The sequence below is a fragment of the Pseudidiomarina indica genome (genome assembly GCF_900104245.1).
GTDB classification, from domain to species: Bacteria; Pseudomonadota; Gammaproteobacteria; order Enterobacterales; family Alteromonadaceae; genus Pseudidiomarina; species Pseudidiomarina indica.
On record NZ_FMXN01000014.1, the window covers coordinates 26,310 to 47,968 of the forward strand.

Below are 21,659 nucleotides of genomic sequence, written 5' to 3' on the forward strand. Positions count from 1 at the left end.
AAAGACGCGATAGCTTAACAAAGTAAATGCTATCGCGCCTGATTTAGATCACTAAATTAGTTCTTTCGGTAAAGTTTAAACCACGCCAATGTGTGTTCAATTTTTGCAATCATGTTTGATGGCCGCGCCGTCACCCCATGCGCTGCATCAGGAACGCGAACCATGGCCGTATCAATTTTGCGCAATTGCAATGCTTGGTAGAACTGTTCGATTTCAGACATTGGAACTCGACGATCATTCTCACCACTGAATAACAGCACCGGCGTATTCACCTGACCAACTTTGGATAGCGGTGAACGTTGCCAATAATGCTCATAGTCTTCCCACGGCATGGCTGGGAACTGGTTTTTAATCTGTCCCATATAGCTATCCGCCGTTAACGTTTTACTAATCCAGTTAATCACCGGGTTCGTCGCTGCTGCCGCATTGAAACGATCAGTAAGCCCAACTGCATAAGTGGTCGCGATACCGCCAGCTGAACCACCGGCAATAAAGAGGTTGTTGGTATCAACAATGCCTTTTTCGATTAACGCATCCACACCCGACATATGGTCTGCGTGGTCACGCTCGGACGCATAAAACCCATCCAGTTTTAATGCATGCTCAGCACCATACGAGGTACTGCCACGGTAGTTGTTGTAGAACACAATATAACCTTCCGCGGCATAACGCTGATGCTCGGCTGCAAACATCGGCCCATACGCCAAATGCGGTCCGCCGTGGATTTCTAGCAATAATGGATACTTTTTATTGGCATCATAATTAGGCGGAGTAATATACCAGCCGTGAATTTCGGTACCGTCATAGCTCGACTGATAGGTGAATTCATGAACTTTGCCTAATTCACGATAACCAAGAACATCCTCGTTCAAAGCAGTTAAATTCGTGACTTTCGGCGTACCACGACGTGGAATATCAAACACTGCAACATCCGCCGGACGGTAACTGCTGGCACGCGTGTAGGCCACTTTGTTAGCTTGCGGTGCAATGGAGTACATGCCACTTAAATAAGGACGGCTAACAGAAGTACCCCCAACATCGGACACCCACTCAACAAGTGTGCCATTGAGGCGAACTTCAGCCAATTTGTAAAGACCACGATCAGCAAACTGCACGGCAAGACGGTCGTTGCTCAGCCATAACGGTGATTCTAAGGAGCGATCAAAATCACTGAGGAGTTCTTGCTGTTGCTGAGACGCTAACTGCATGACGCGCAATTTAGTATTATGATAAGGGATGGTGTCGTTACCGCGGTGTAAAAACGCCAACTGCTTGCCATTTGGTGAAGTGACTGGCGAGAACTCTCGCCCTGGCAGATTGGTTAGCTGCGTTAATGTGCTGTCGGCCACCGCGACTTTCCAGATATCCGATTCATTAACATCGTATTCCCAATCTTCATTGCGGTTCGCACTGAAGGCAATGGCTTTTCCTTCATCAACCCACGCCAACGGACCACTGTGGCTATAAGGGCCTGAAGTAAGCTGACGGGCCGTTCCCCCATCACTTGGTACCACAAAAATTTGGCTATAGGTATCCGGTAAAATGCCGGCCCCATCCCGTTGATAATAGGTTCTTTCAACCACTACCGGTGGTTTAGCCCACGAGGCTCCTTTCGGTGCTTGTGGCTTTTTGATGGCTTTGGCGAATGCTGTTTTCTCAGCAGGAACGGGCATTAAAAACGCCAGCTGTTGATCATTCGGTGACCAAGAAAACTGACTGGGTGTCGCTTGCACCTCGGTGATTGCACTCGAGGTTTTCGTAGTGACGTGGTACACATGAATTTGACTGCGGCCGTCACGATTTGAGCTAAATGCTAATCGGGTGCCGTCATGGGACCACTTCGGGTTACCATAACTGTGAGCATCATCAAATAAAGGAGTATGAGCGCCAGTTTTTGTATCCACCAGCCACAAGCTACGCTTGGTATTATCCTTCATAATATCGAATCCATGACGGACATAAACGACGTAGCGCCCATCTGGTGAAATTTGCACACCATCAGCCCACTCCAATGCGAAGATATCTTCCGATTGGAGAAGTTGTGTAGATTGCTGCGCTGCGACAGGTGTCGCCCCCATGAAAGCCGAGATCGCAGACAGGCCAAGTAAAACAGGTACAAATAGTTTTCGCATAATGAACCCTTGTTGTGTTGCACGAAATACAGTGTACGAAAAAACGAATTAGGACAGACTAATCCATTTTACTTGGTTGGCGTGAACGAATCCGATTAGCACGATAGTTCATGCGACAAACAACAGAATTACAACGAGTACCAACAAAACGTACGAGGTGAGCATAATACAAAGCCATCAACGTCTGATTAAAGCGCGTGCAGGCCAGTATTTCAGTGATCATGAGAAATTTGGCACAATTAACCCTAATACTCGTACGGATTTTGTTTTATTGTATACCATTCCCCTGTATGACGCTGAAGCAGTGCGCCACAACGCAGGGGTTATGGTAGCGGGGCGTTGGTTCGATCGCGATACCATCCATGCGCAATTGCAGAAATCGTATCGGTCTATAACCCCATAAACCAAACGACAGAGTAACTTTGTCCGTAAGGAGGTCGATAATGCTTGACGGTTTATTCGCGCAAGCAGATGCCGTGTTCTTAGCACGCTTCCAGTTTGCTTTTACGATAGCATTCCACATTGTTTTTCCTGCATTTACTATCGGGTTAGCTAGTTATCTAGCTGTTCTTGAAGGTCTATTTCTTAAAACACGTAACCCCGTTTACCAAAAGCTATACCGTTATTGGGTAAAGATTTTTGCTGTCGCTTTTGGTATGGGCGTGGTTTCTGGAATTGTACTTAGTTATCAATTTGGAACGAACTGGGCCGTATTTTCAGACAAAGCAGGACCTGTCATTGGCCCGCTCATGGGGTATGAAGTACTTACCGCATTTTTCCTTGAAGCTGGTTTCCTTGGCATCATGCTGTTTGGGATGAACAAGGTGGGTGAGCGCTTACATTTTTTCGCGACCTTAATGGTTGCCTTCGGTACCGTGCTCAGTGCATTTTGGATCCTAGCGGCTAATAGCTGGATGCAAACACCGGCAGGATTCGCTCTCAACGAGCAAGGCCAATATATCGTCACCAGTTGGGTTGAGGCTATCTTTACACCGTCATTTCCCTACCGTTTTGTTCACATGCTACTTGCGGCTTATCTCACCACTGCGTTTGTTGTGGGCGCCGTTGGTGCATGGCACCTGCTCAAAGAAAAACGCTCGGAAGTAGCACAAAAAATGTTCTCCATGGCTATGTGGATGGCATTGATTGTGGCCCCCCTACAAGTATTTGTGGGTGACTTACATGGATTGAACACGCAGGAATATCAACCAGCTAAAGTAGCCGTAATGGAAGGCCATTTCACCAGTGAAACACAAGCGCCATTGTATTTGTTTGGCTGGCCCAATGAAGAAACTCAAAAAGTTGATTACGCGATAAAGGTACCAGGTTTAGCCAGCCTTATCCTAAAACACGATATAGATGCTGAAGTTACTGGTCTCGATGCCTTCCCACGCGATGAATGGCCTCCCGTTCCCATCGTATTTTGGTCATTCCGCATTATGGTTGCATTAGGCGTGCTGATGGTCGTACTGGGTATTTGGTCTGCTTGCTTACGTTGGTGTGGGCGCTTGTATGAGTCACGCGCCTTGTTGCGCGCTGCGGTCTGGATGGGACCATCTGGCTTCATCGCCGTGCTTGCAGGTTGGATTGTCACAGAGGTTGGCCGCCAACCATGGGTTGTGTATGGATTACTCCGAACCCAAGATGCAGTTTCACCCATTGATGCAGTTGGTGTCGCCGGCAGTCTTATTGCATTCATTGTGGTGTATTTCATCGTATTCGGAGCTGGTGCTGTATATATGATTAGAAAAATGGCCAGCAACCCAGAACACACACATATCCCTGAATACGCACGCGTTCCTATGGCCGCTGAGCGACTTTATCACGAGGAGGGTTAAGTGATGGATTATGCATTAATTTGGGCGGTGCTGATCTCAATTGCGGTATTCGCTTATGTTGCATTGGATGGTTTTGACTTGGGAGTTGGTATTCTGTTTCCTTGGTTCCGAGAAGAAAAATTCCGCGACCGCATGGTCAACAGTGTTGCCCCCGTCTGGGATGGTAATGAAACTTGGCTCGTACTTGGCGGTGGCGGATTACTCGCCGTGTTTCCCTTGGCCTATTCTGTCCTGATGCCCGCCCTCTACATGCCGGTAATAGCCATGCTTTTAGGGCTCATTTTCCGCGGTGTTGCGTTTGAGTTTCGGTTTAAAAGCCGCGCCAACAAACACTGGTGGGATATCGCCTTTATGGCTGGCTCAATGGTCGCAACTTTTTGCCAGGGCATAATGCTGGGCGCCATGTTGCAGGGTATCGCCGTGACCGACCGCGCCTATTCCGGAGGCTGGTTTGATTGGCTCAGCCCATTCACCATCTTTTCAGGATTAGCTGTCTGTGTTGGCTATGCCCTCCTTGGTGCCACTTGGTTGATTATGAAAACCGATGGACAGTTACAAGGTCGGGCTTATCGTATCGCAATAAACACGGCAGTCTTACTGATTATCGCTATTGCTGGTGTCAGCATGTTCCTTGTTTCTCACTTTGAAAACGTTGCCGACCGCTGGTTAAACTGGCCAACTTCAGCGGCACTATGGCTGATTCCATTTTTACTTGCAGGCATTGGTAGTGGTTTACTGAATGCTTTGGTGAAAAAACGTGAAGGACAACCTTATTGGTGGGCATTAGGGGTGTTCTTTATTGCGTACTTGGGCTTCTCAATTAGCATCTTCCCCTATCTGGTTCCATTTGAAATTACCCTGTGGGAAGCTGCAGGCCCCGATAATAGCCTCGCGTTCTTGTTAGCTGGCGCAGTAGTACTATTGCCAATAATCTTCTTCTACACTGGTTACGCTTATTGGGTGTTCCGTGGCAAAGTGCAAGAAGGTGATGGGTATCATGACTAAACCAGTTTGGCAGCGTTGGCTCTGGTTTATTGGTTTATGGGCCGCTGGGGTGATCACCGTCACCCTAGCGGGCCTTATTATTCGAGCGTTCTTAGTTTAGTTAGCTTGTGCTGAGTACAGTTTCACCCACTCAGTGAGTAACCGAACACCGTAGCCATTTGCACCTGCAGGATGAATGCCACGAGGTGACTCGCTGAACGCATTACCTGCCATATCGATATGGATCCATGGCGTGTCTTTCGCAAAGTGCTGTAAGAAAATGGCACCTGCTTGGGCACCCGGAGAACCGGTATTCTTAATGTCAGCCAAATTGCTGCTGATAATGCCTGGGTATGGACCTAATGGTAATTCCCAAACCAATTCTTGGGTTGCTTCACCTGCTTGCTTCATGCTTGCAAGAATATCGTCCTGATCACTAAAGACGGCCGCATAAACGTTGCCTAGTGCACCAACTTTAGACCCTGTGAGCGTCGCGATATCAGCAATTGCACGCGGCTTAAATTTGTCACGCGCATACCAGATACCATCCGCAAGAATTAAGCGACCTTCAGCGTCGGTGTTCGCCACTTCAATGGTGGTGCCATCACCAGCGGTCACCACGTCGCCAGGAAGTAATGCAGTTCCAGAAATCAAGTTGTGCGATAAAGGAACCACCGCAACCACGTTCACAGGCGCTTTTTGTGCAGCCAGGGCCATGACTGAACCTAATACTGCCGCACCACCTGCTTTATCCGTTTGCATTCTGACAATGGATGCAGATGAGGTTTTTAAGTTATAACCACCCGTATCAAAGGTGTTGCCTTTACCAACTAACGCAATCGGTTGATCTTTGCTGCCTTCCCACTGCGCGGCTAACAAGTAAGCTTTGTGCTCACTGCCTTGGCTCACGCCATAAAGCGCCCCCATGCCTGCTTTACGAACTTGGTTTGGCTTCAAAATCGTGACTTTGATTCCGTAGGGCTTCAACGCTTTGGCAGCCATTTCAGCAATAGCTTGTGGGTACCCATCACCGCCAGGTAGGTTGGTGATGTCACGTGCTAAAAATACCCCTTTAGCAATTGCTACATAGTCAGCATAGTGCTGCTGAACCGCTGCGCTATCAGCAACATGCCACTGGTAGGTGACCTGCTGACGTGCTTTTGCTTGACTCTTGTAGTTATCAAAGCGGTAGTTTTTCAAATCCATGCCATGGGCGATGGCAGCAACAGCGTTGGCGTCATTCACTGCAGTCGTAACCAAGGTCACTGCGCGCTCTTGTGGCAACACGCCTACCAAGTTTGCTCCGGCTAACTCAGCTTTAACACGAGTTAACTGATCAGCTTCACCTAAGCCCACCACAATAATGCGCTTGGCTGCAACGCCCGCGGGCGCCAACACGTCCACGCGCTCGCCATGCTTGCCAGTAAATTCATTGGCTTGTAACGCATCATTCAACAATTGCTGTGCTTCAGCCGACCAACCTGCAACCGTCACTGGCTGCCCTTGGTGTGCAAACACAACCAGCACGTCAGCTTGGGTAGGAGCGGTTTGGCCAAATTGATGATTAATTACAAACTGCGATGCAAATGCCTGCACCGACAGCAATAGCCCTGCAATTAACGCAACAAATCTCACTGCCTTCATAGTTATTCCTCTACTAGAAAATAAAGTCCGTTCGCCATTGTAACTAAATTTGAGCAGCAATGGCGACGGATTCGGGCAAGTTGCCTATTCCCTGCGACAAGGTTAGATTGGCAGTGATTTCAAATCCATTCAGGGAAAACATCATGCGTCGATTCGTCTCCATTGCCTTATTTGTCAGTAGCCTGATAACTGCTACGAATCCAACCGCCTTACACGCGCAACAAGCCGATGACATTCGTGCGACTGCCAACCAAGCGCTAACGGCCTTTAACATTCCCGGCCTTGCCGTTGTGGCCGTGAAAGATGGCAACATTATCCTCGCCGAAGGCTTTGGCGTGCGCGATATTCAATCCAACGAACCCGTGACTGCCACCACCTTATTTGGGGTGGCGTCACACACCAAGGCCTTTACTGCTACCGCCTTAGCGTTGCTGGTTGAACAGGGCAAATTGAACTGGGATGACAAAGTCATTCAACACCTGCCCGAATTTCGATTAGCCGACCCAGTGCGTACTGCTGACGTCACCATCCGCGATTTACTGAGTCACCGTACAGGTTTAGGGCTGGGCGCTGGGGATTTAATGATCTGGCCGAATACCGACAAAACGATGGCTGACATTCTGGCTGGTATTCCTCATTTGCCATTAGCCAACGGTCTGCGCGAAAAATATGCTTATAACAACATCATGTATGTTGTTGCAGGTGAAGTCGTAACCCGAGTGAGCGGCATGCCTTACCATGATTTTGTCCGCCAATTTCTACTCGAGCCCATGGGCATGAACGACACCGTGATTGGCTTTTCCAAGGTAGCTCCCACTGCGACCAACCTAGCGATTGGTACCATTGAAAAAGACGCTCAGTTACATCGGTTCCCCCTCGATTACCTCGAAGATTTTGCTGCCGCCGGTGCGATGCTTAGTAACGCGAATGATTTTGCTAAGTGGTTGTTGGTGCAAACAAACCAAGGTAAAACCACGGACGGAACGCCGATTTTTAGTGAAACCTCCCAGCAACAGTTGTGGCACACGGTAACCCCTTTAGTGGTGTCGGAAAGCGCCGCAGCAAATGGCACGCAATTTCGAGCCTACGGATTAGGGTGGGCCGTCAAAAATGAGTTTGGGGTGAAACAAATCTCTCACAGCGGCGGCATTCTGGGCATGTTATCGCTGACCACAATTATTCCTGAGCACCGCTTTGCCATTACTGTGATGAGCAATCAACAAGCCTTCGGTGCACTCACCGCCATCACCCAAGAAGCCATTGAGGATTTATTAGAACTACCAAACCGAGATTGGCTCGCCGAGGAACAAGCCAAATACCAGCAGGCCATGCAAAAAAAGGCTACTTTTGAACTCACCCGCCCTGCGCTCATCCGCGAGCCGTTGCCATTAGCAAGCTACGCCGGAAGTTATCGCGACAATTGGTATGGCGCGATTGAGATTACCGAGCAGCAAGGTGAACTGCGGATTCATTTTACCCATACTCCGCTGCTCCAAGGGCGACTCGAACACTATAACGGCGATACCTTTGTGGTGTATTGGGATGAGCCACTGCTAGAGGCTGATGCTTATATTGATTTCACCGTAACACGTGATAACCAAGTTACCGAAGCGCGGTTAAAAGCGATTGCTTCGTTTACCGACTTCAGTTTTGATTTCCATCATTTGCGGTTACAACGCCAGTAGTGCGACCGCTCGCCATTGATGATAAATTAGGTTCATTCGCTCAAAACCTTACAGGTGAAATGATGCACGGAGAATTTAAAGTTCCTGGTGGCAAGCTGGTTGTTGCCGACATTGAAGTCACTCATAACAAAATTAGCTCAGCCAGTATTTCTGGTGACTTTTTTCTTGAGCCTGATAGCGCTCTGAATGATATCAATCAGGCGCTGATTGGACTCCCAGAAGACGCCAGCCACCAAGCGATTACCCAAGCAGTGCAAGCCGTGTTAACCGATGATGTGATGCTGTTCGGCTTTTCCCCACCAGCAATTGCAACCGCAGTGCGTCGCGCGCTCGGGAAAGCCAGCAGTTGGTTTGATCATGAATTCACCATTATCCCACCGGTGACGTTACCCGCCGTAGAACATGTTGCTTTGGACGAAGTGATTGCCCAATCGGTCGCTAGTGGCCGACGTCAGCCCACCTTACGATTCTGGGATTGGGACGACTCAGTGGTCGTGATCGGTTGCTTCCAGTCGGTTAAAAATGAAGTGGATATGGCGGCGGCTGAACAGCATGGCGTGAGCGTGGTACGGCGTGTCACAGGTGGCGGAGCCATGTTTATGGAGCCCGGCAACTGCATTACCTATTCTCTGACCGTGCCGACTTCTTTAGTGGACGGCATGAGCATCGAAAAGTCGTATGAGTTTCTAGATACATGGGTATTAGCCGCGCTTGCGGAGGTTGGAATTAAGGCCCATTACGTTCCCCTTAATGACATTGCTTCGACCCAAGGGAAAATTGGCGGTGCCGCCCAAAAACGCTACGCCAATGGCGTTACTGTGCACCATGCGACCATGGCTTACGACATTGATGCAGACCGTATGCTCAAAGTATTACGCACCGGCCGAGAGAAACTTTCTGACAAAGGCACCACCAGCGCAAACAAACGCGTTGATCCCATGCGCAGTCAAACCGGACTCTCCCGCGACACCATTATCAATGCCTTTATTGAACATTTCTCAAAACGCTACAGCAGCCAGCTTGGGGATTACTTTGAAGACGAACTAACGACCGCTAAACAGCTCGTTGATGAAAAATTCCACACAAACGAATGGCTTTACAAAATCAGCTAACATTACTGGCCATCCTGCGCAAATTCCATCTGGACAGGCGCAGCGATGGTCACTATAATGCCCGCTCATTTCCGTTCTACCCATTCAGTATGCACCCGTAGCTCAGCTGGATAGAGCGCTGCCCTCCGGAGGCAGAGGTCAGAGGTTCAAATCCTCTCGGGTGCGCCATCTATCGAAAGACTATTCCATAGTACGTACCTCAGTATTATTTATGTGAACCCGGAAGGTGTGGACGGTAATCCTGATCCATTACGGACAGCGAAAGATGTGCGCGAAACCTTCAAGCGTATGGCGATGAATGACGAAGAAACCTGCGCTCTGACGGCGGGCGGGCACACCGTGGGTAAATGCCACGGTAATGGTAATGCTGAAGATTTAAGTGATGCTCCTGAAGGAGGAGAACTGGAAGATCAAGGTTTCGGTTGGAATAATCACAAGAGTCGCGGTATTGGTGCCAATACGGTGACCAGTGGTTTAGAAGGCGCTTGGACCACTAACCCAACGCAATGGGATAACGGTTACTTCCACTTATTGCTGAACTACGACTGGGAACTGAAGAAGAGCCCGGCCGGCGCGTGGCAGTGGGAGCCTATTAATATCAAAGAAGAAGATATGCCGGTTGATGCGGAAGACCCAAGCATCCGTCGGAACCCAATTATGACCGACGCCGATATGGCCATGAAGATGGACCCGGAATACCGCAAGATTTCCGAGAAGTTCTATAACAACCCGGAATACTTCGCCGACGTGTTCGCTCGTGCCTGGTTTAAACTAACGCACCGCGATTTAGGTCCGAAAAGCCGTTATTTGGGCCCGGACGTGCCGAGCGAAGATTTACTCTGGCAGGATCCTATTCCAACGGTTGATTACACGCTGTCTGACAGTGAAATCAGTGAATTGAAAGCCAAGATTCTGGCAACCAATTTAACGGTAGCGGAACTGATTGCAACGGCATGGGACAGCGCACGTACTTTCCGTGGTTCAGATAATCGCGGTGGTGCCAACGGTGGACGAATTCGTTTAGCCCCACAGAAAGACTGGGAAGGCAACGAGCCAGCCCGCTTACAGAAAGTACTTAACGTACTGGAAGGTATTCAAAGCGGTTTAGCGAAAAAAATAAGCTTAGCGGACTTAATTGTCCTTGGTGGCACCGCTGCGGTTGAAAAAGCCGCGAAAGACGGTGGCGTGCAAATTACTCTGCCCTTCACTCCGGGTCGGGGTGATGCAACTGCCGAGCAAACCGACATCGAGGGCTTTGAACCACTAGAGCCTGTGCATGATGCGTTCCGTAACTACTTAAAGCATGACTTTAAGTCGAAGCCGGAAGAGTTGATGCTGGATAAAGCACAGTTGATGGGCTTAACAGCAGCAGAAATGACCGTGCTCTTAGGTGGTATGCGGACTCTGGGTGTGAACTATGGTGGCAGCAAACATGGGGTCTTCACCGACCGTGTGGGCACGCTGTCGAATGACTTCTTCGTGCACTTAGTCGACATGGGCTACCAGTGGAAACCAACCGGCAAGAACTCGTATGAAATTGTCGAGCGTAACACCGGTAACGTCCGCTTCACCGCAACCCGCGTTGACTTGGTCTTTGGTTCATCGAAGCCGCCGGAGCATTGTTTGCTCCAGCGGCTTTTTTAATCCTCTTCAAAGCGTTGCAACTCGCTTAGTTGCAACTGTGCTTTGCGCAAACTGGAACCGGTGACGGAATCTTCCATATAGCGAGCTAGTTTTGGCCGTTTGCTGCTGCGTGACCAGCGGTGAAACAACGCCGTGCTAAGCAACCCGATGGCGCCCACTGCTATACCTGACCAGACTGTCCAGGGCGTATGGGCATACAAATCAACGCCCGTGAGACCTATCAGCACCATCAGCACGGGTACCCACATAAACCACCAGGGCAGACCGGCGATCATGCCGCTTATCACGTAGTAACGACGCACCTGCGCCAATTGCTTTTGAATGGCGAGTACGGGAGCCGCGTAATCGACTGACCGGAGTTTGCCCAACACCACCCCGGCGGTAATGATCACGATGACACCATAAGCATGCACCACAATGCCGGCAATCATAGTCGCAACAGGCTTTGCCGAGGTGTTCCACAACAGAACGGCCAGCAGAATAAAAACTATCCCAAATAGCATCTGCAGGCATTGGCCCATAATCAAAGGCCACAAACTGCTGCGTACCTTGTCGAGCCGTTGGTCGCGCAATAACTGCCAGGTTAAGCGATTTTCTCGCTCGAAGCGCTTATCGATAGCTTGCCAGGCCGCTTTTAGTTCATGAGTTTCCATGGTGATGTCCTTTGCTTAATTTGTTACTTACTTTGTTACTTCATTTGCCGCTTAAGTGCATGTTCACAGCTCATCGTGTAAGCGCTGTTTCAGCCGACCAATCTTGGTCGAAACATTGCTTTCCGTAATACCCAGAATGTCAGCAATTTCCCGCTGCGAATGCTCTTCCAGATAGAGCAACAGTAAGGCTTTGTCCAAAGCTGTCTGGCGCTCAATAAAGTTATGTAATAGCAGGCGGTGATGGGTCATCTCAGATGTTTGCTCAGCCGTTTGCGGATCTGCAACCAGGTGATGCTCTTCGCTCATTGACACCAGGTTCCGTCGATGCGGCGACTGGTTGCGCAAATAGCTAATGGCGACATTTAATGCAATGCGATACATCCAGGTCGAAAAAGTGCGAGTCGGGTCAAAGTCAGGCCATGCGCGCCATAACTGAGTCGCCATTTCCTGCAGCAGATCAGCTCGGTCATCCGGCTGCCAGCAGTATGTATTGGCGACTTTGAACAAAATACCGCGATGTGACTCGAGTAATTGCTCAAACGCTTCCGTGTTTTGGATCATTGGCTCTGTTCTGTCATTCATCGTTGATCGGCTCTGGTTCGTGTTACTTGCGACAGTGATTCGCTGATTTAATACTTATCTCACACTGTGAGTAAAATTTTTATTCAAACGAGTGAATCGCCACTGATTTGCTAGACACCTCGTAGCCATAGATAATGGCATACAAGAGGTGCTTATGACCAACAAACGATACCCCGACGAATTTAAAATCGAAGCAGTCCGCCAGATCACCGACCGAGGTCACTCGGTAGCTGATGTTTCCAAGCGGCTCGATGTTTCAACTCACAGCCTTTATGCCTGGGTTAAGAAATTTGGCCCGGATGCCGAGGCAAACAAGAGCCGTAATGAGGAACAGGCCGAGCTGAAGCGACTACGCAAAGAGCTCCAACGCGTCACAGAAGAGCGTGACATTTTAAAAAAAGCCGCGGCGTACTTCGCGAAGCAGTCCGACTAAGGTACGCCTTTATCAAAGAGCACAAGGACTGCTGGCCAGTACGAAAGCTGTGCCGACTTCTGGAAGTGAACCCTAGTGGGTTTTATGCGTGGCTCAAAAATCCCCGCTCAAAGCGCCAGAAGCGTGATACGCGTCAGGCTGGCCTGATCAAGCAATTCTGGCTCGAATCAGGTGGTGTATATGGCTATCGAAAAATATACAGCGATATGCGTGAGTACGGCGAAAACATTGGCGTCAATCGCGTTCATCGACTGATGAAGCTTAGCAAAATTAAGGCTCAGGTCGGTTACAATAAACCACGTCATCGCGGCGGTAGTGTTCATGTCGTCTCGCCGAACAGACTTAATCGTCAGTTCAGCACGGATAAACCAGACCAAGCTTGGGTGACTGATGTCACGTATATCAAAACTCACGAAGGCTGGCTTTATCTCGCGGTAGTAGTCGACCTATTCTCACGTCCCGTGGTTGGCTGGTCGATGCAACAGCGAATGACCAAAGAGTTGGTGCTTGATGCGCTACTCATGGCGGTATGGCGGAGAAATCCCCAACAAACCGTTACCGTTCACTCGGATCAAGGAAATCAGTACACGAGTCACGACTGGAGTACATTCCTTAAAAGCCATAATTTAGAAGGAAGCATGAGCCGTCGCGGAAACTGTCACGACAATGCGGTTGCTGAAAGCTTTTTCCAACTTCTAAAGCGTGAGCGTATTAAACGAAGGGTGTATTCAAATCGAGATGATGCACGTCGCGATATTTTTGATTACATCGAAATGTTTTACAACGTGAAACGCCGACATGGTTTTAACGATCAGCTTTCACCAGTAGAGTATGAAAAACGATTTAAAAACGAGGCTACTGAGTGTCTAGTGAACTAGTGGCGATTCACTCTATTCACAAGAGATTCTGTCAAACCATAGGCTTGGATTTATGTTATTTAGAAAGAAAAAAGGGAGATACTTAAGTATCTCCCTTCTGTCCATTGCTACTTGTAACCCTACAAACCTTGATATTTTTGCGGTTCTTCGGTTAACGCCACAAGCGCTTACGTGATTGATTATCATTGATGCATTGTGTAATGTCAAGCCTCTACATCAATCCGCACTAAAGGATTATATGGTAACTATTCGAGCTGCCAGACTATGAATAATTAGCCAAGGATAAAACATGAGGCCAACAAATTTACAAGAAACATTCTCGGCTTTATCCACACCGAGAATTAATGCGTATAAAGTTTTCTTTGGATCAACACTCTGCGATGACCAAATTTTTGGATGCTACCAGTGGAATGAGGCGCTTTCTCACTCTATGTTTAAACTCATCAGTTTAATTGAAATAATAATGAGAAATCGAATGCATTCGGCTCTAAGTGTCAGATACTTTAATCAACAAAAAAAGGTAGTCGAAAACTTCAAAGATCGCCAATGGACTAAGAGCGCTTCTGCTACCATTGGTCATCAATCTTCTTGTAATTGGTATAACTCAGAAATCAATAACAGTTTTATTTTGAACAAAAAAGGCCTTAACAACATTCATTCGGTAACTCATCATGGACGAAATGGTAGACCATTAGCCGGCTCAAGAAGCCCCTCCGCCGATGATGTTGTATCCAGCCTTACATTCGGATTTTGGTCTTCATTAGTCGAAAAATGCCCTGATATTGACTGGCCCAACACATTAAGCCAAATATATCCCAACCATCGTGTATCTAAAAGCAACCAATGGAACTCAAATATAGAACAGACAAAGTTATCTTATCGACTGGAACTAATTAGAAACTTCAGAAATCGTGTTGCACATCACGAACCGATTTGGAAGCTAGGTAACCTATTATCTGAACAGCCTCCGATGTCTAATGGTCAGCTAAATACGCACGGTTCTCGGACTATTCTTGATAGCAGTCCAAGTACACCTAAACAAAGTATAAGGCGTTTGCGAAGTATATACAGCAGGCACACTGAGTTACTTCGCTGGATGTCTCAAGAGATATACGACGATTACAACAACTCTTCTTTACATAAGCAAATTCTTTGGCTGTGCAGTGAGGACGGCCTTGAAGCACATCTCAACCGAGCCACCGAAGATTTCCCTTCGCTGAAAACAGCTAAATTTAAAAGAGAGTTGTCCTCGATAATTAAAACTAAAAAGTCAGCTTACTTATTCAAAAACGGAAGGAACTTGTTAGCCGTACATCACATTGCTTGAGCTAGACGGATCGATAAGTATTAAGTGCTAATTATCATAAATTAGATACTGCAATATTCTACTTTTAATGCTCGAGCCTATGAATTTATGTCACGCAAGTGAGTTCACCGAGGTGGAATTTTTTCCACCTAAAAACTCAGATTTTTCTGGAGATTCAGAATTTTTTGTCGCAAGGCAAAGGTCAAAAATTGAAATTTCGGAGTCGGTTTTCTGTGACCAATTTTGTCATTAAACGGTCTCAAAAGTGTCGATTTCGACGCAAAATAAAAAGCCACAACACCGCTTAACCCCTTACCACGCCTAGCTTTAACGATTTACCACCGAACCCGTGACTGCCCTCCGGAGGCAGAGGCCAGAGGTTCGAATCCTCTCGGGTGCGCCATCAAAGGCTTTCAGAGCATTTCCCCTGCAAATTCCATTACTTTTCTTTTTATGAGTTGAGGTCACCCTCAAATCACGCATGACCTTTGCCCAAATTCGCTAAAACTCGCCTAAAAAATGCATGTGGCAGATATGTGGCAAATCTGTGGCAGAATTTTTAGGTCGGATTTTTGAGGTATAATTTTTTGACCTTTACCCACCTTTTCGTTGGTACTACTTTACGCTGGCTAATATTTGCTCAAACCTAAGTAATCTTGTAATGTCGTGGAACCAATGGTACATAAAGTAGGGTAACTATTATAATGGCACTCTCAAAATTAGCGTTAAAAGTTTTTTTGATTTCATTAATGTCTGGTGTAGTTTGCAGTGCAAATTCTGCCTCGAACAACGGCCAGTTTTTCAGCAGCCATTCGGCCATTACGGAACAGACTGACTGCTTCGCGCCTCCTTATGATGATGCTAGCAATTTACGCACTATCATCGCTGATTTTACACAAATGGAGAGCAGAGCTATTAACCATGTCTTCAGCGAACAGCTATTTGATATGAGAAAGAATCGTTATGAGTGTCTGCGTTTCACTTATCAAGTAGACGGCACAGAAGTACCTGGGTTTATGTTTCGCTCTGTAAATGCAGGGAGCGACTCTCCAGTACTGGTCTACCATCGTGGAGGCAACGGCAAATATGGGCAAATCCGATGGGTCAACTTATATTTAAAATACCTAGATATGGCAGCTAATGGTTACACTATTATTGGTAGTAACTTGCGTGAGAATGATGAGTTTGGTGGTGCAGATGTAGACGACACCCGTGAACTTTTAAATATTGTGCATGGTATGGAGAATGTAGACCATAATCGTATCGCATTGTGGGGTGTCAGCCGGGGCGCGTCCCAAATGATGCAGGTTGCTAGAAACCGCAACGACATTCGCGCACTTGTTTTTGAAGCTGGCAATGCTGACCACCAACGTGCATTGCAAGACCGTCCTGAGATGATTGACGTTTATCTAAAGCGGGTACCTAACTTCGAAGATAATCGCGAAGAAGAACTCGCTAAACGTTCCGTCATATTCTGGGCTGATGAGCTGCCAGACGTCCCAGTTTTAATTCTGCATGGTGACGCTGATGATCGAGTAGATGTTGAGCAAGCACATCTATTAGCAAGAGCGCTTGACGAAAGCGGACACGAGTACGAGCTAAAAGTTTATAGCGGCGCAGGACATGCTCTGCCCGATAATGCTCGAGAAGATATGTTCCGCTGGCTGAATACAGTTTTAAACAATTAGCGTCTAGATTGTTAGTGAACACTTGCTAAATGTCCTAATTCGGAAATTTTAAGCTGGTGTTGATACTGCCCCAGAACTATGCCTATTCCTTGCGGTGGTACGAGAAATATATCGCCATGAGCACCACCGCAGCAGGGTCTTGTTGAACAAATAAGGGAACTTTCTCAGTTCGCGTTGAGCAGATCGCCGAACCCACGCCGATACAGAACATCGTAATGAGCAAAACCAAATACCGAGTTAAAAACTGGTCTGAATACAATAAAGCCCTAAAAATCAGAGGCTCAGTGACGTTCTGGTTCGACAATAAACCTATCACTCAGTGGTGGCATGATACGGCAAACGAGGCAGAGACCTGCATACCGCGACCAGGCTATCGTCATGTTCATGATGCTTCAGGCGGTGCATAAACTCAGCTTGCGCAGCACCGAAGGCTTTAAACTCCTTGTTTAAGTTGATGGATGTGCCGCTTAGGAGTCCCGACTACAGCATTGCCAGCAAACGGGCTCGTACGGTAAAGGTAAAAATACCACGCCCCGCAGGCCCTGTAGCGTACGTGGTGTTTAATGCCACAGGGCTGAAAATCTTCGGCGAATGGAAAGTCCGTAAGCATAGCCAAGAAAAGCGCCTTATTTGGCGTAAACTCCACTCTGGCGTAGACGTTTGTAGTGACATAGTTAATTTGGCCACCTGATTAGAGCTGTTATGATGACAGCATCGCAAAATTAGGTGACAAAATGACAAAGAAGAACCGTCCTAACTTCAGCCCGGAATTTAGACTGGAAACAGCACAGTTAGTCGTCGACCAAGGGTATTCTCACAAGGAAACCGCCGATGCCATGGGCGTTGGGTATTCAACGCTTGGTAAATGGGTAAAGCAGCTACGAGAAGAACGCGCCGGTAAGGCTCCAAAAGCCAGCCCGATGACGCCTGAGCAGGTTGAAATCCGTGAGTGTAATCCCCCCAAAAATAGGAGTAGTTATGCGTAGAAAGTGCTAGTACTGATTGAACTCTGCTCTTGTCTTCATGGCGCTCGAAAAAATATCGACAAGTGGCTGAAGATCGAGATTCACACCAGAAACATTGGCATAGACCCACTCTTGCTGCGATATTTCAGGCCACAATACATCATAACCAAGTGCAAATAGCATTTCTTCAAAAAAGAATCGTTGCGCACGCCCATTACCTTCCCGAAATGGATGTAATAAATTAATCTCGCAGTATAAATCAGCCACATCACGCACGAAAACTTCAGGTGTTTTTGCATGTTTTAGCAAAGGAATTTGGCGAAATAATCTATCAGCCTCAGTTTTTATTCTTGACGCCGTGCAGAATCGAGTTGCGCCTTTTGAAATATCAATTGTTCGTAACTCGCCAGCCCAATCGTATACATCCTGAAATAAATGCAGATGTAAACGCTGCAGATGCTCGAGTGTGAACTCTTGAATGTCTAATATCGTGGATGTGTAGGATTTATAACGTAGGGTAGTAAATTCTATTTCGGCAGCGGCTAGATTTTCCTCATCGCGAATATTGAGCTTGTTAACCAAAGCATCCGCGTCTGGGTAACAATACGGATCTTGCCCAACGCCGTACTTATCTCGCATATTTACGTTTTAAAGATGCGATAGACTGCTTTTCAGAAGACTCTTTCATTTTAAGGCCTTCATACCCAAGACTGGTTTTGAAGTTCTCAATATTTGGAACAAAGCGCTCTTGTTTATCTGGGCTGTTTTTTGTGCGTTTCATTATCATGTACCCTTATGATGAGTCGCATAAATTATAACCTATGCCACTCGTCTAAGCCATGTCCAATACGGTGGAATTTTTTCCACCTAAAAACTCAGGATTTTTCGGATGTTCAGAATTTTTTGTCGCGAGGCAAAGGTCAAAAATTGAAATTTCTACTTCGGTTTCCTGTGACCAATTTTGTCTTTAAACGGTCTCAAAAGTGTCGATTTCGACGCAAAATAAAAAGTTACAACACCGCTTAAACTCTTGCTATACCTAGCTTTAACGATTTACCACCGAACCCGTGACTGCCCTCCGGAGGCTGAGGTAGCTTTAATTTCTTCATCAAGCGCCCAGCGCGCTAACGTGTCAGCGTAATGCTGTGCGCATCATCATTGGTAATCATGTCAGCTAGTGTTCTGGCGCCGGCTGAGCCATTAGCGCTTTGCGCACCAGACTGCGGAGCCTGATCGCTTCTGGCGAAATACGTTTATCTCGTCGCTGCCAGTATTTAAATGTGCTGCGGTAGGCATCCAGTACCTCGCACAAATCTTTTACCGAATACCGGCGTGTATTACAGGTTTATAGTTTCCCTACTCTGTATTTCCCCTTTTTCATCCACACTGATGAGTTCGTACGTGTGCCCGGATCCGAGATATAGGGGGTAGTTCTCGCCAGCAAACAAAAGAACCTGATCGTAGGGCACGATGCTGTCTGATCGGGATTCTTTAAATGCACGAACCAGTCGGGTTTCCTCGGTATGGCGCAGAGATTCGGGTATGGACACTGCCTCACCCAAGGCCTGACGATAGAAGCCCGTGGATTTAGTCTCTCCGGATATCGTTGGCAGGTGTAACTGCGCATCAACCAGCGGACCGAATCGACCTTTTAATATAGGCGCCCCTTCGCTATCGAGCATCACTTTGCCGCGTTCAGGCCGGGCGACTTGGCTTGCGTGATACACACAGCTTACTAAATCAATCGAATAAGGCTCAATGTCGGTAAGCTGCATAAAGCGAGCCGCCATCCAAAGTTGTTCGTCATCGCCCACAGGATATTTTGCGATATGACCCCAGCCTGCGAAAATCAAAAAGCGGGAATCGGAGTCTGCGTCATCTATGGTGTCTGCAATATTCTGAGCCTGGGTTTGTTCGCGAACCTCAAGGGCAGAGGCCCCTTCAGGCACTTCCTTAGTCGATTCGTAACCAAATACCTCAAAACCCAGGTCATGAGCTCGCTCTACCATTGCGGCAAATGTCGGCTCATGGGTATAAAAGCCTTCATCGGGGTATTTATCGCCCGGCGCAAATGACTCAAAACCAATATGCGTGAAACCTTGATCTTTAAAGCTCTCTAACATACCCAGCAACCAGACTCTGGACGCCAGGTGGAAGTGGTTTTCGTTAATCATCACGATTTTATAGTCATTGAACGCGGTTTCTGCCCAGTGCTCTGCAGACGATAGTGAAGGGTCACCATCCTCTAAGCATTTATCAGGTAAAGGCAGCATTTCTTCGATGTCGTAAACTAAATCCTGGCGGCCTACAAAGGTATAGTAGGTAGCAAGCATCTGCGCTCGATAGCCCTCCGGCTCAAGCTCTTGCACCAACTTATAAGTCTCTCCAAAAGCACCGTACTCCAACAGCGGTTGCATCTCCCGAGCCTGGCTTGAAAGCGATAACCCGGCGAATAATGTGAGCAATAAGCACTGAGAAAGCTCCTTATAATTATTCATAGTATGTCCTTATCATGATCTTAATGGCAATGTATGCCCTCAAGGCGCAACTCAGACTAGCTGAATTCACTGGCGAGTTACTAATCTAAGTTATACATGTCAAAAATATTCGACACAAGGACTTAGATAATTTTGTCACAATCACAATTTTTTTGTTGGGTAATGGTCATTTTTCGAATTGAGTTATGTGACTAAGATAGACGGTTAACGATCTAAAAAGGCGTGCTTTTTGCGGGCTGCCCCAAATTAAAACCCCACTTAACTCTTTGTTTTAACGGTAAATATCAAACACACCCAGCAACGTGCGGCGGCCTCCGGAGGCAGAGGTCACAGGTTCAAATCCTGTCGGGTGCGCCATTTTTACTGGCCTGTAGCGCTCCCTGTTGTCTTTATATTTTTTGCGCGAGCTGTTGGTCTTCACGCTCCCGCTTACTGACTGGCGATTTAAGCCAGTCATAATAGCCACTGGGGTGAATGTCTAACGTTCGGCACAAAACTCTCACGGGATAACGTGAACTACGAGATTTTATGAACCGGTACCGCTCTTTGACTCGCCGGCAAGGAACATCATTGACACTGTAGCCATGCACTGCGACTTGATTTACGGCTTCTTGTTTGAACTCGTCCGAATATTGGATACCTTTACCCATGATTTACCTCTTATGGTTATCGTTACATTTTTACCATAAAAGGTGTCGGGAAATCTCAGGCCTTACCAATGGTTGGCAATTGCTAGTAATGCATTCAGATTGTGATTATTGTCCCACCGATCGATCGGTGGGAACAATTAGACAATTTAAAGTACTCTATTGCAGGTTTGTATCAGCCCGTCTTCTTTGGGTGGGTGAGAGGGAATCCAGCTATTAGACTAAATGGTAACGCTACCAACGCACCTAGTGCTGCGCCCCAAGCTAACACTTGAATAAGTGATCCACTTTCCATTGATGAATCAAGAAGTGCGGTAAATCCATATCCAAACACGTAATAGACCAGCATTCCCAATAGGACTCCACCGACGACCACATTCACAAGACTTAAAGAGTTTCTTTTCCTTAAAAATTTAACAAGCGGAAAGCCTAGTAACAGGCATGACAAGTAGCTTACCGATAATGAGAATAATAAAACCAATAAAATATCGTGTCGCCCTGTATATGATGAGCCTGACAAATACGGTATTGCCAACATATACAGTGCCGGAAATATTGGAGCTAAGATATATGCCAGCTTAGTTCTGTTTATTTTCACAACGATACCCATTTATTGTGTGGGAACAACTGGATGGAAAATGGTTTGTTTCCCATCCTTAGCTGTCGTTAATCTGGGTTTGTTAGGGTCATCTTGTTTGAGTGAATTATGTACCCTTTCAGCCCATCACTTGTTTCAACTTCATATGCCAAATAGTCCTTGCCATATTCCTTGGAAAGAATAACAACTTTAGTTCCCGTTGGTAGAATCGCAATTTGCTTATCGGGGTTGTCCAAATTCTGCAACCCCGGTTCCTTCAACATTACTGTAGCTTCATGAAGTTGAAGACTTTCTTTAGAAGAACCACATCCAGTCACCAGTCCAAGCACCCCTAGTAATAATAAGAAGAGTTTTATTTTGCCCATGGCGCAC

The 21,659-nt window shown here is 47.2% G+C and carries 17 protein-coding genes, 1 tRNA gene and 2 pseudogenes; 12 read left to right on the forward strand and 8 right to left on the reverse strand.

Going from position 1 to position 21,659, the window contains the following annotated elements; all coding sequences use genetic code 11:
• Positions 1-56 precede the first annotated feature (56 nt).
• Positions 57-2,132 carry a S9 family peptidase gene (locus BLP64_RS09710; RefSeq protein WP_176754968.1) on the reverse strand — a complete coding sequence of 692 codons (2,076 nt, stop codon included), beginning with the start codon at positions 2,130-2,132 and terminating at the stop codon, positions 57-59.
• A gap of 157 nt (positions 2,133-2,289) precedes the next feature.
• On the opposite strand from BLP64_RS09710, the gene BLP64_RS09715 reads away from it, so the two are divergent.
• Genes BLP64_RS09715 through cydB form a run of 3 tightly spaced genes read left to right on the forward strand, consistent with a single transcriptional unit; the run spans position 2,290 to position 4,975 of the window.
• Entirely contained in the window at positions 2,290-2,535 is a 246-nt protein-coding gene (locus BLP64_RS09715) for a hypothetical protein (protein ID WP_092593862.1), read from the forward strand.
• 40 nt (positions 2,536-2,575) lie between these two features.
• Positions 2,576-3,970: a cytochrome ubiquinol oxidase subunit I gene (locus tag BLP64_RS09720; RefSeq protein ID WP_092593863.1), complete on the forward strand. Its 1,395-nt coding sequence runs from the start codon at positions 2,576-2,578 to the stop codon at positions 3,968-3,970.
• 3 nt (positions 3,971-3,973) lie between these two features.
• On the forward strand, positions 3,974-4,975 hold the full coding sequence (cydB, locus tag BLP64_RS09725) for a cytochrome d ubiquinol oxidase subunit II (protein ID WP_092593864.1): 1,002 nt from the start codon (positions 3,974-3,976) through the stop codon (positions 4,973-4,975).
• 96 nt (positions 4,976-5,071) lie between these two features.
• Here the strand turns inward: cydB and BLP64_RS09730 are convergent, their stop codons facing one another.
• The gene (locus tag BLP64_RS09730; protein ID WP_092593865.1) at positions 5,072-6,598 is read right to left on the reverse strand and encodes a leucyl aminopeptidase family protein; all 1,527 of its coding nucleotides are present in this window, start codon (positions 6,596-6,598) and stop codon (positions 5,072-5,074) included.
• 143 nt (positions 6,599-6,741) lie between these two features.
• On the opposite strand from BLP64_RS09730, the gene BLP64_RS09735 reads away from it, so the two are divergent.
• From BLP64_RS09735 to katG, 4 genes and pseudogenes are all read left to right on the forward strand, one after another.
• Positions 6,742-8,283 carry a serine hydrolase gene (locus tag BLP64_RS09735; RefSeq protein WP_092593866.1) on the forward strand — a complete coding sequence of 514 codons (1,542 nt, stop codon included), beginning with the start codon at positions 6,742-6,744 and terminating at the stop codon, positions 8,281-8,283.
• Positions 8,284-8,345: 62 nt separating this feature from the next.
• Positions 8,346-9,395: a lipoate-protein ligase LplAB gene (locus tag BLP64_RS09740; protein WP_092593881.1), complete on the forward strand. Its 1,050-nt coding sequence runs from the start codon at positions 8,346-8,348 to the stop codon at positions 9,393-9,395.
• Between the two features lie 91 nt (positions 9,396-9,486).
• Positions 9,487-9,563 (forward strand) — tRNA-Arg (locus tag BLP64_RS09745).
• Positions 9,564-11,000 (forward strand): annotated as a pseudogene (katG, locus tag BLP64_RS09750) (catalase/peroxidase HPI); the annotation flags it as partial.
• 35 nt (positions 11,001-11,035) lie between these two features.
• Here the strand turns inward: katG and BLP64_RS09755 are convergent.
• Entirely contained in the window at positions 11,036-11,692 is a 657-nt protein-coding gene (locus BLP64_RS09755) for a hypothetical protein (protein WP_092593868.1), read from the reverse strand.
• Between the two features lie 63 nt (positions 11,693-11,755).
• Positions 11,756-12,274: an RNA polymerase sigma factor gene (locus tag BLP64_RS09760; protein WP_199286062.1), complete on the reverse strand. Its 519-nt coding sequence runs from the start codon at positions 12,272-12,274 to the stop codon at positions 11,756-11,758.
• A gap of 154 nt (positions 12,275-12,428) precedes the next feature.
• Here BLP64_RS09760 and BLP64_RS09765 point away from each other — a divergent pair.
• The 5 genes and pseudogenes from BLP64_RS09765 to BLP64_RS09785 all read left to right on the forward strand — a co-directional run.
• A protein-coding gene (locus tag BLP64_RS09765; RefSeq protein WP_092593870.1) for an IS3 family transposase occupies positions 12,429-13,585 on the forward strand; the annotation gives its coding sequence in 2 pieces (ribosomal slippage) (positions 12,429-12,666 and positions 12,666-13,585; 1,158 coding nt in all).
• Between the two features lie 289 nt (positions 13,586-13,874).
• Complete coding sequence (locus tag BLP64_RS09770; RefSeq protein WP_092593871.1) at positions 13,875-14,912, forward strand: Abi family protein; 1,038 nt, start codon at positions 13,875-13,877, stop codon at positions 14,910-14,912.
• A gap of 683 nt (positions 14,913-15,595) precedes the next feature.
• On the forward strand, positions 15,596-16,579 hold the full coding sequence (locus BLP64_RS09775) for an alpha/beta hydrolase family protein (protein ID WP_092593872.1): 984 nt from the start codon (positions 15,596-15,598) through the stop codon (positions 16,577-16,579).
• 442 nt (positions 16,580-17,021) lie between these two features.
• Positions 17,022-17,270, forward strand: coding sequence for a transposase (locus tag BLP64_RS11025; RefSeq protein ID WP_143001095.1), 249 nt, complete (start codon positions 17,022-17,024; stop codon positions 17,268-17,270).
• Between the two features lie 43 nt (positions 17,271-17,313).
• Positions 17,314-17,529: pseudogene (locus tag BLP64_RS09785) on the forward strand (transposase); the annotation flags it as partial.
• Between the two features lie 42 nt (positions 17,530-17,571).
• Here the strand turns inward: BLP64_RS09785 and BLP64_RS09790 are convergent.
• The 4 genes from BLP64_RS09790 to BLP64_RS10830 all read right to left on the reverse strand — a co-directional run.
• The gene (locus BLP64_RS09790; RefSeq protein ID WP_092593874.1) at positions 17,572-18,183 is read right to left on the reverse strand and encodes a Fic/DOC family protein; all 612 of its coding nucleotides are present in this window, start codon (positions 18,181-18,183) and stop codon (positions 17,572-17,574) included.
• Positions 18,173-18,325, reverse strand: coding sequence for a hypothetical protein (locus tag BLP64_RS10825; protein WP_162014622.1), 153 nt, complete (start codon positions 18,323-18,325; stop codon positions 18,173-18,175). Before BLP64_RS10825 ends, BLP64_RS09790 begins: the two co-directional genes overlap by 11 nt.
• A gap of 556 nt (positions 18,326-18,881) precedes the next feature.
• On the reverse strand, positions 18,882-20,042 hold the full coding sequence (locus tag BLP64_RS09795; RefSeq protein ID WP_092593875.1) for a hypothetical protein: 1,161 nt from the start codon (positions 20,040-20,042) through the stop codon (positions 18,882-18,884).
• A gap of 1,313 nt (positions 20,043-21,355) precedes the next feature.
• Positions 21,356-21,659 (reverse strand): SH3 domain-containing protein (locus tag BLP64_RS10830; RefSeq protein ID WP_176754934.1); only part of this gene is annotated, 304 nt, incomplete at its 5' end.

Coding starts and splice junctions, on each gene's coding strand:
- BLP64_RS09760 (WP_199286062.1), bottom strand. CDS start 12,274: ATGAATGACAGAACAGAGCCAATGATCCAAAACACGGAAGCGTTTGAG.
- BLP64_RS09755 (WP_092593868.1), bottom strand. CDS start 11,692: ATGGAAACTCATGAACTAAAAGCGGCCTGGCAAGCTATCGATAAGCGC.
- BLP64_RS09710 (WP_176754968.1), bottom strand. CDS start 2,132: ATGCGAAAACTATTTGTACCTGTTTTACTTGGCCTGTCTGCGATCTCG.
- BLP64_RS09770 (WP_092593871.1), top strand. CDS start 13,875: ATGAGGCCAACAAATTTACAAGAAACATTCTCGGCTTTATCCACACCG.
- BLP64_RS09795 (WP_092593875.1), bottom strand. CDS start 20,042: ATGAATAATTATAAGGAGCTTTCTCAGTGCTTATTGCTCACATTATTC.
- BLP64_RS10825 (WP_162014622.1), bottom strand. CDS start 18,325: ATGAAACGCACAAAAAACAGCCCAGATAAACAAGAGCGCTTTGTTCCA.
- BLP64_RS09730 (WP_092593865.1), bottom strand. CDS start 6,598: ATGAAGGCAGTGAGATTTGTTGCGTTAATTGCAGGGCTATTGCTGTCG.
- BLP64_RS09735 (WP_092593866.1), top strand. CDS start 6,742: ATGCGTCGATTCGTCTCCATTGCCTTATTTGTCAGTAGCCTGATAACT.
- BLP64_RS09740 (WP_092593881.1), top strand. CDS start 8,346: ATGCACGGAGAATTTAAAGTTCCTGGTGGCAAGCTGGTTGTTGCCGAC.
- cydB (WP_092593864.1), top strand. CDS start 3,974: ATGGATTATGCATTAATTTGGGCGGTGCTGATCTCAATTGCGGTATTC.
- BLP64_RS09720 (WP_092593863.1), top strand. CDS start 2,576: ATGCTTGACGGTTTATTCGCGCAAGCAGATGCCGTGTTCTTAGCACGC.
- BLP64_RS09790 (WP_092593874.1), bottom strand. CDS start 18,183: ATGCGAGATAAGTACGGCGTTGGGCAAGATCCGTATTGTTACCCAGAC.
- BLP64_RS09775 (WP_092593872.1), top strand. CDS start 15,596: ATGGCACTCTCAAAATTAGCGTTAAAAGTTTTTTTGATTTCATTAATG.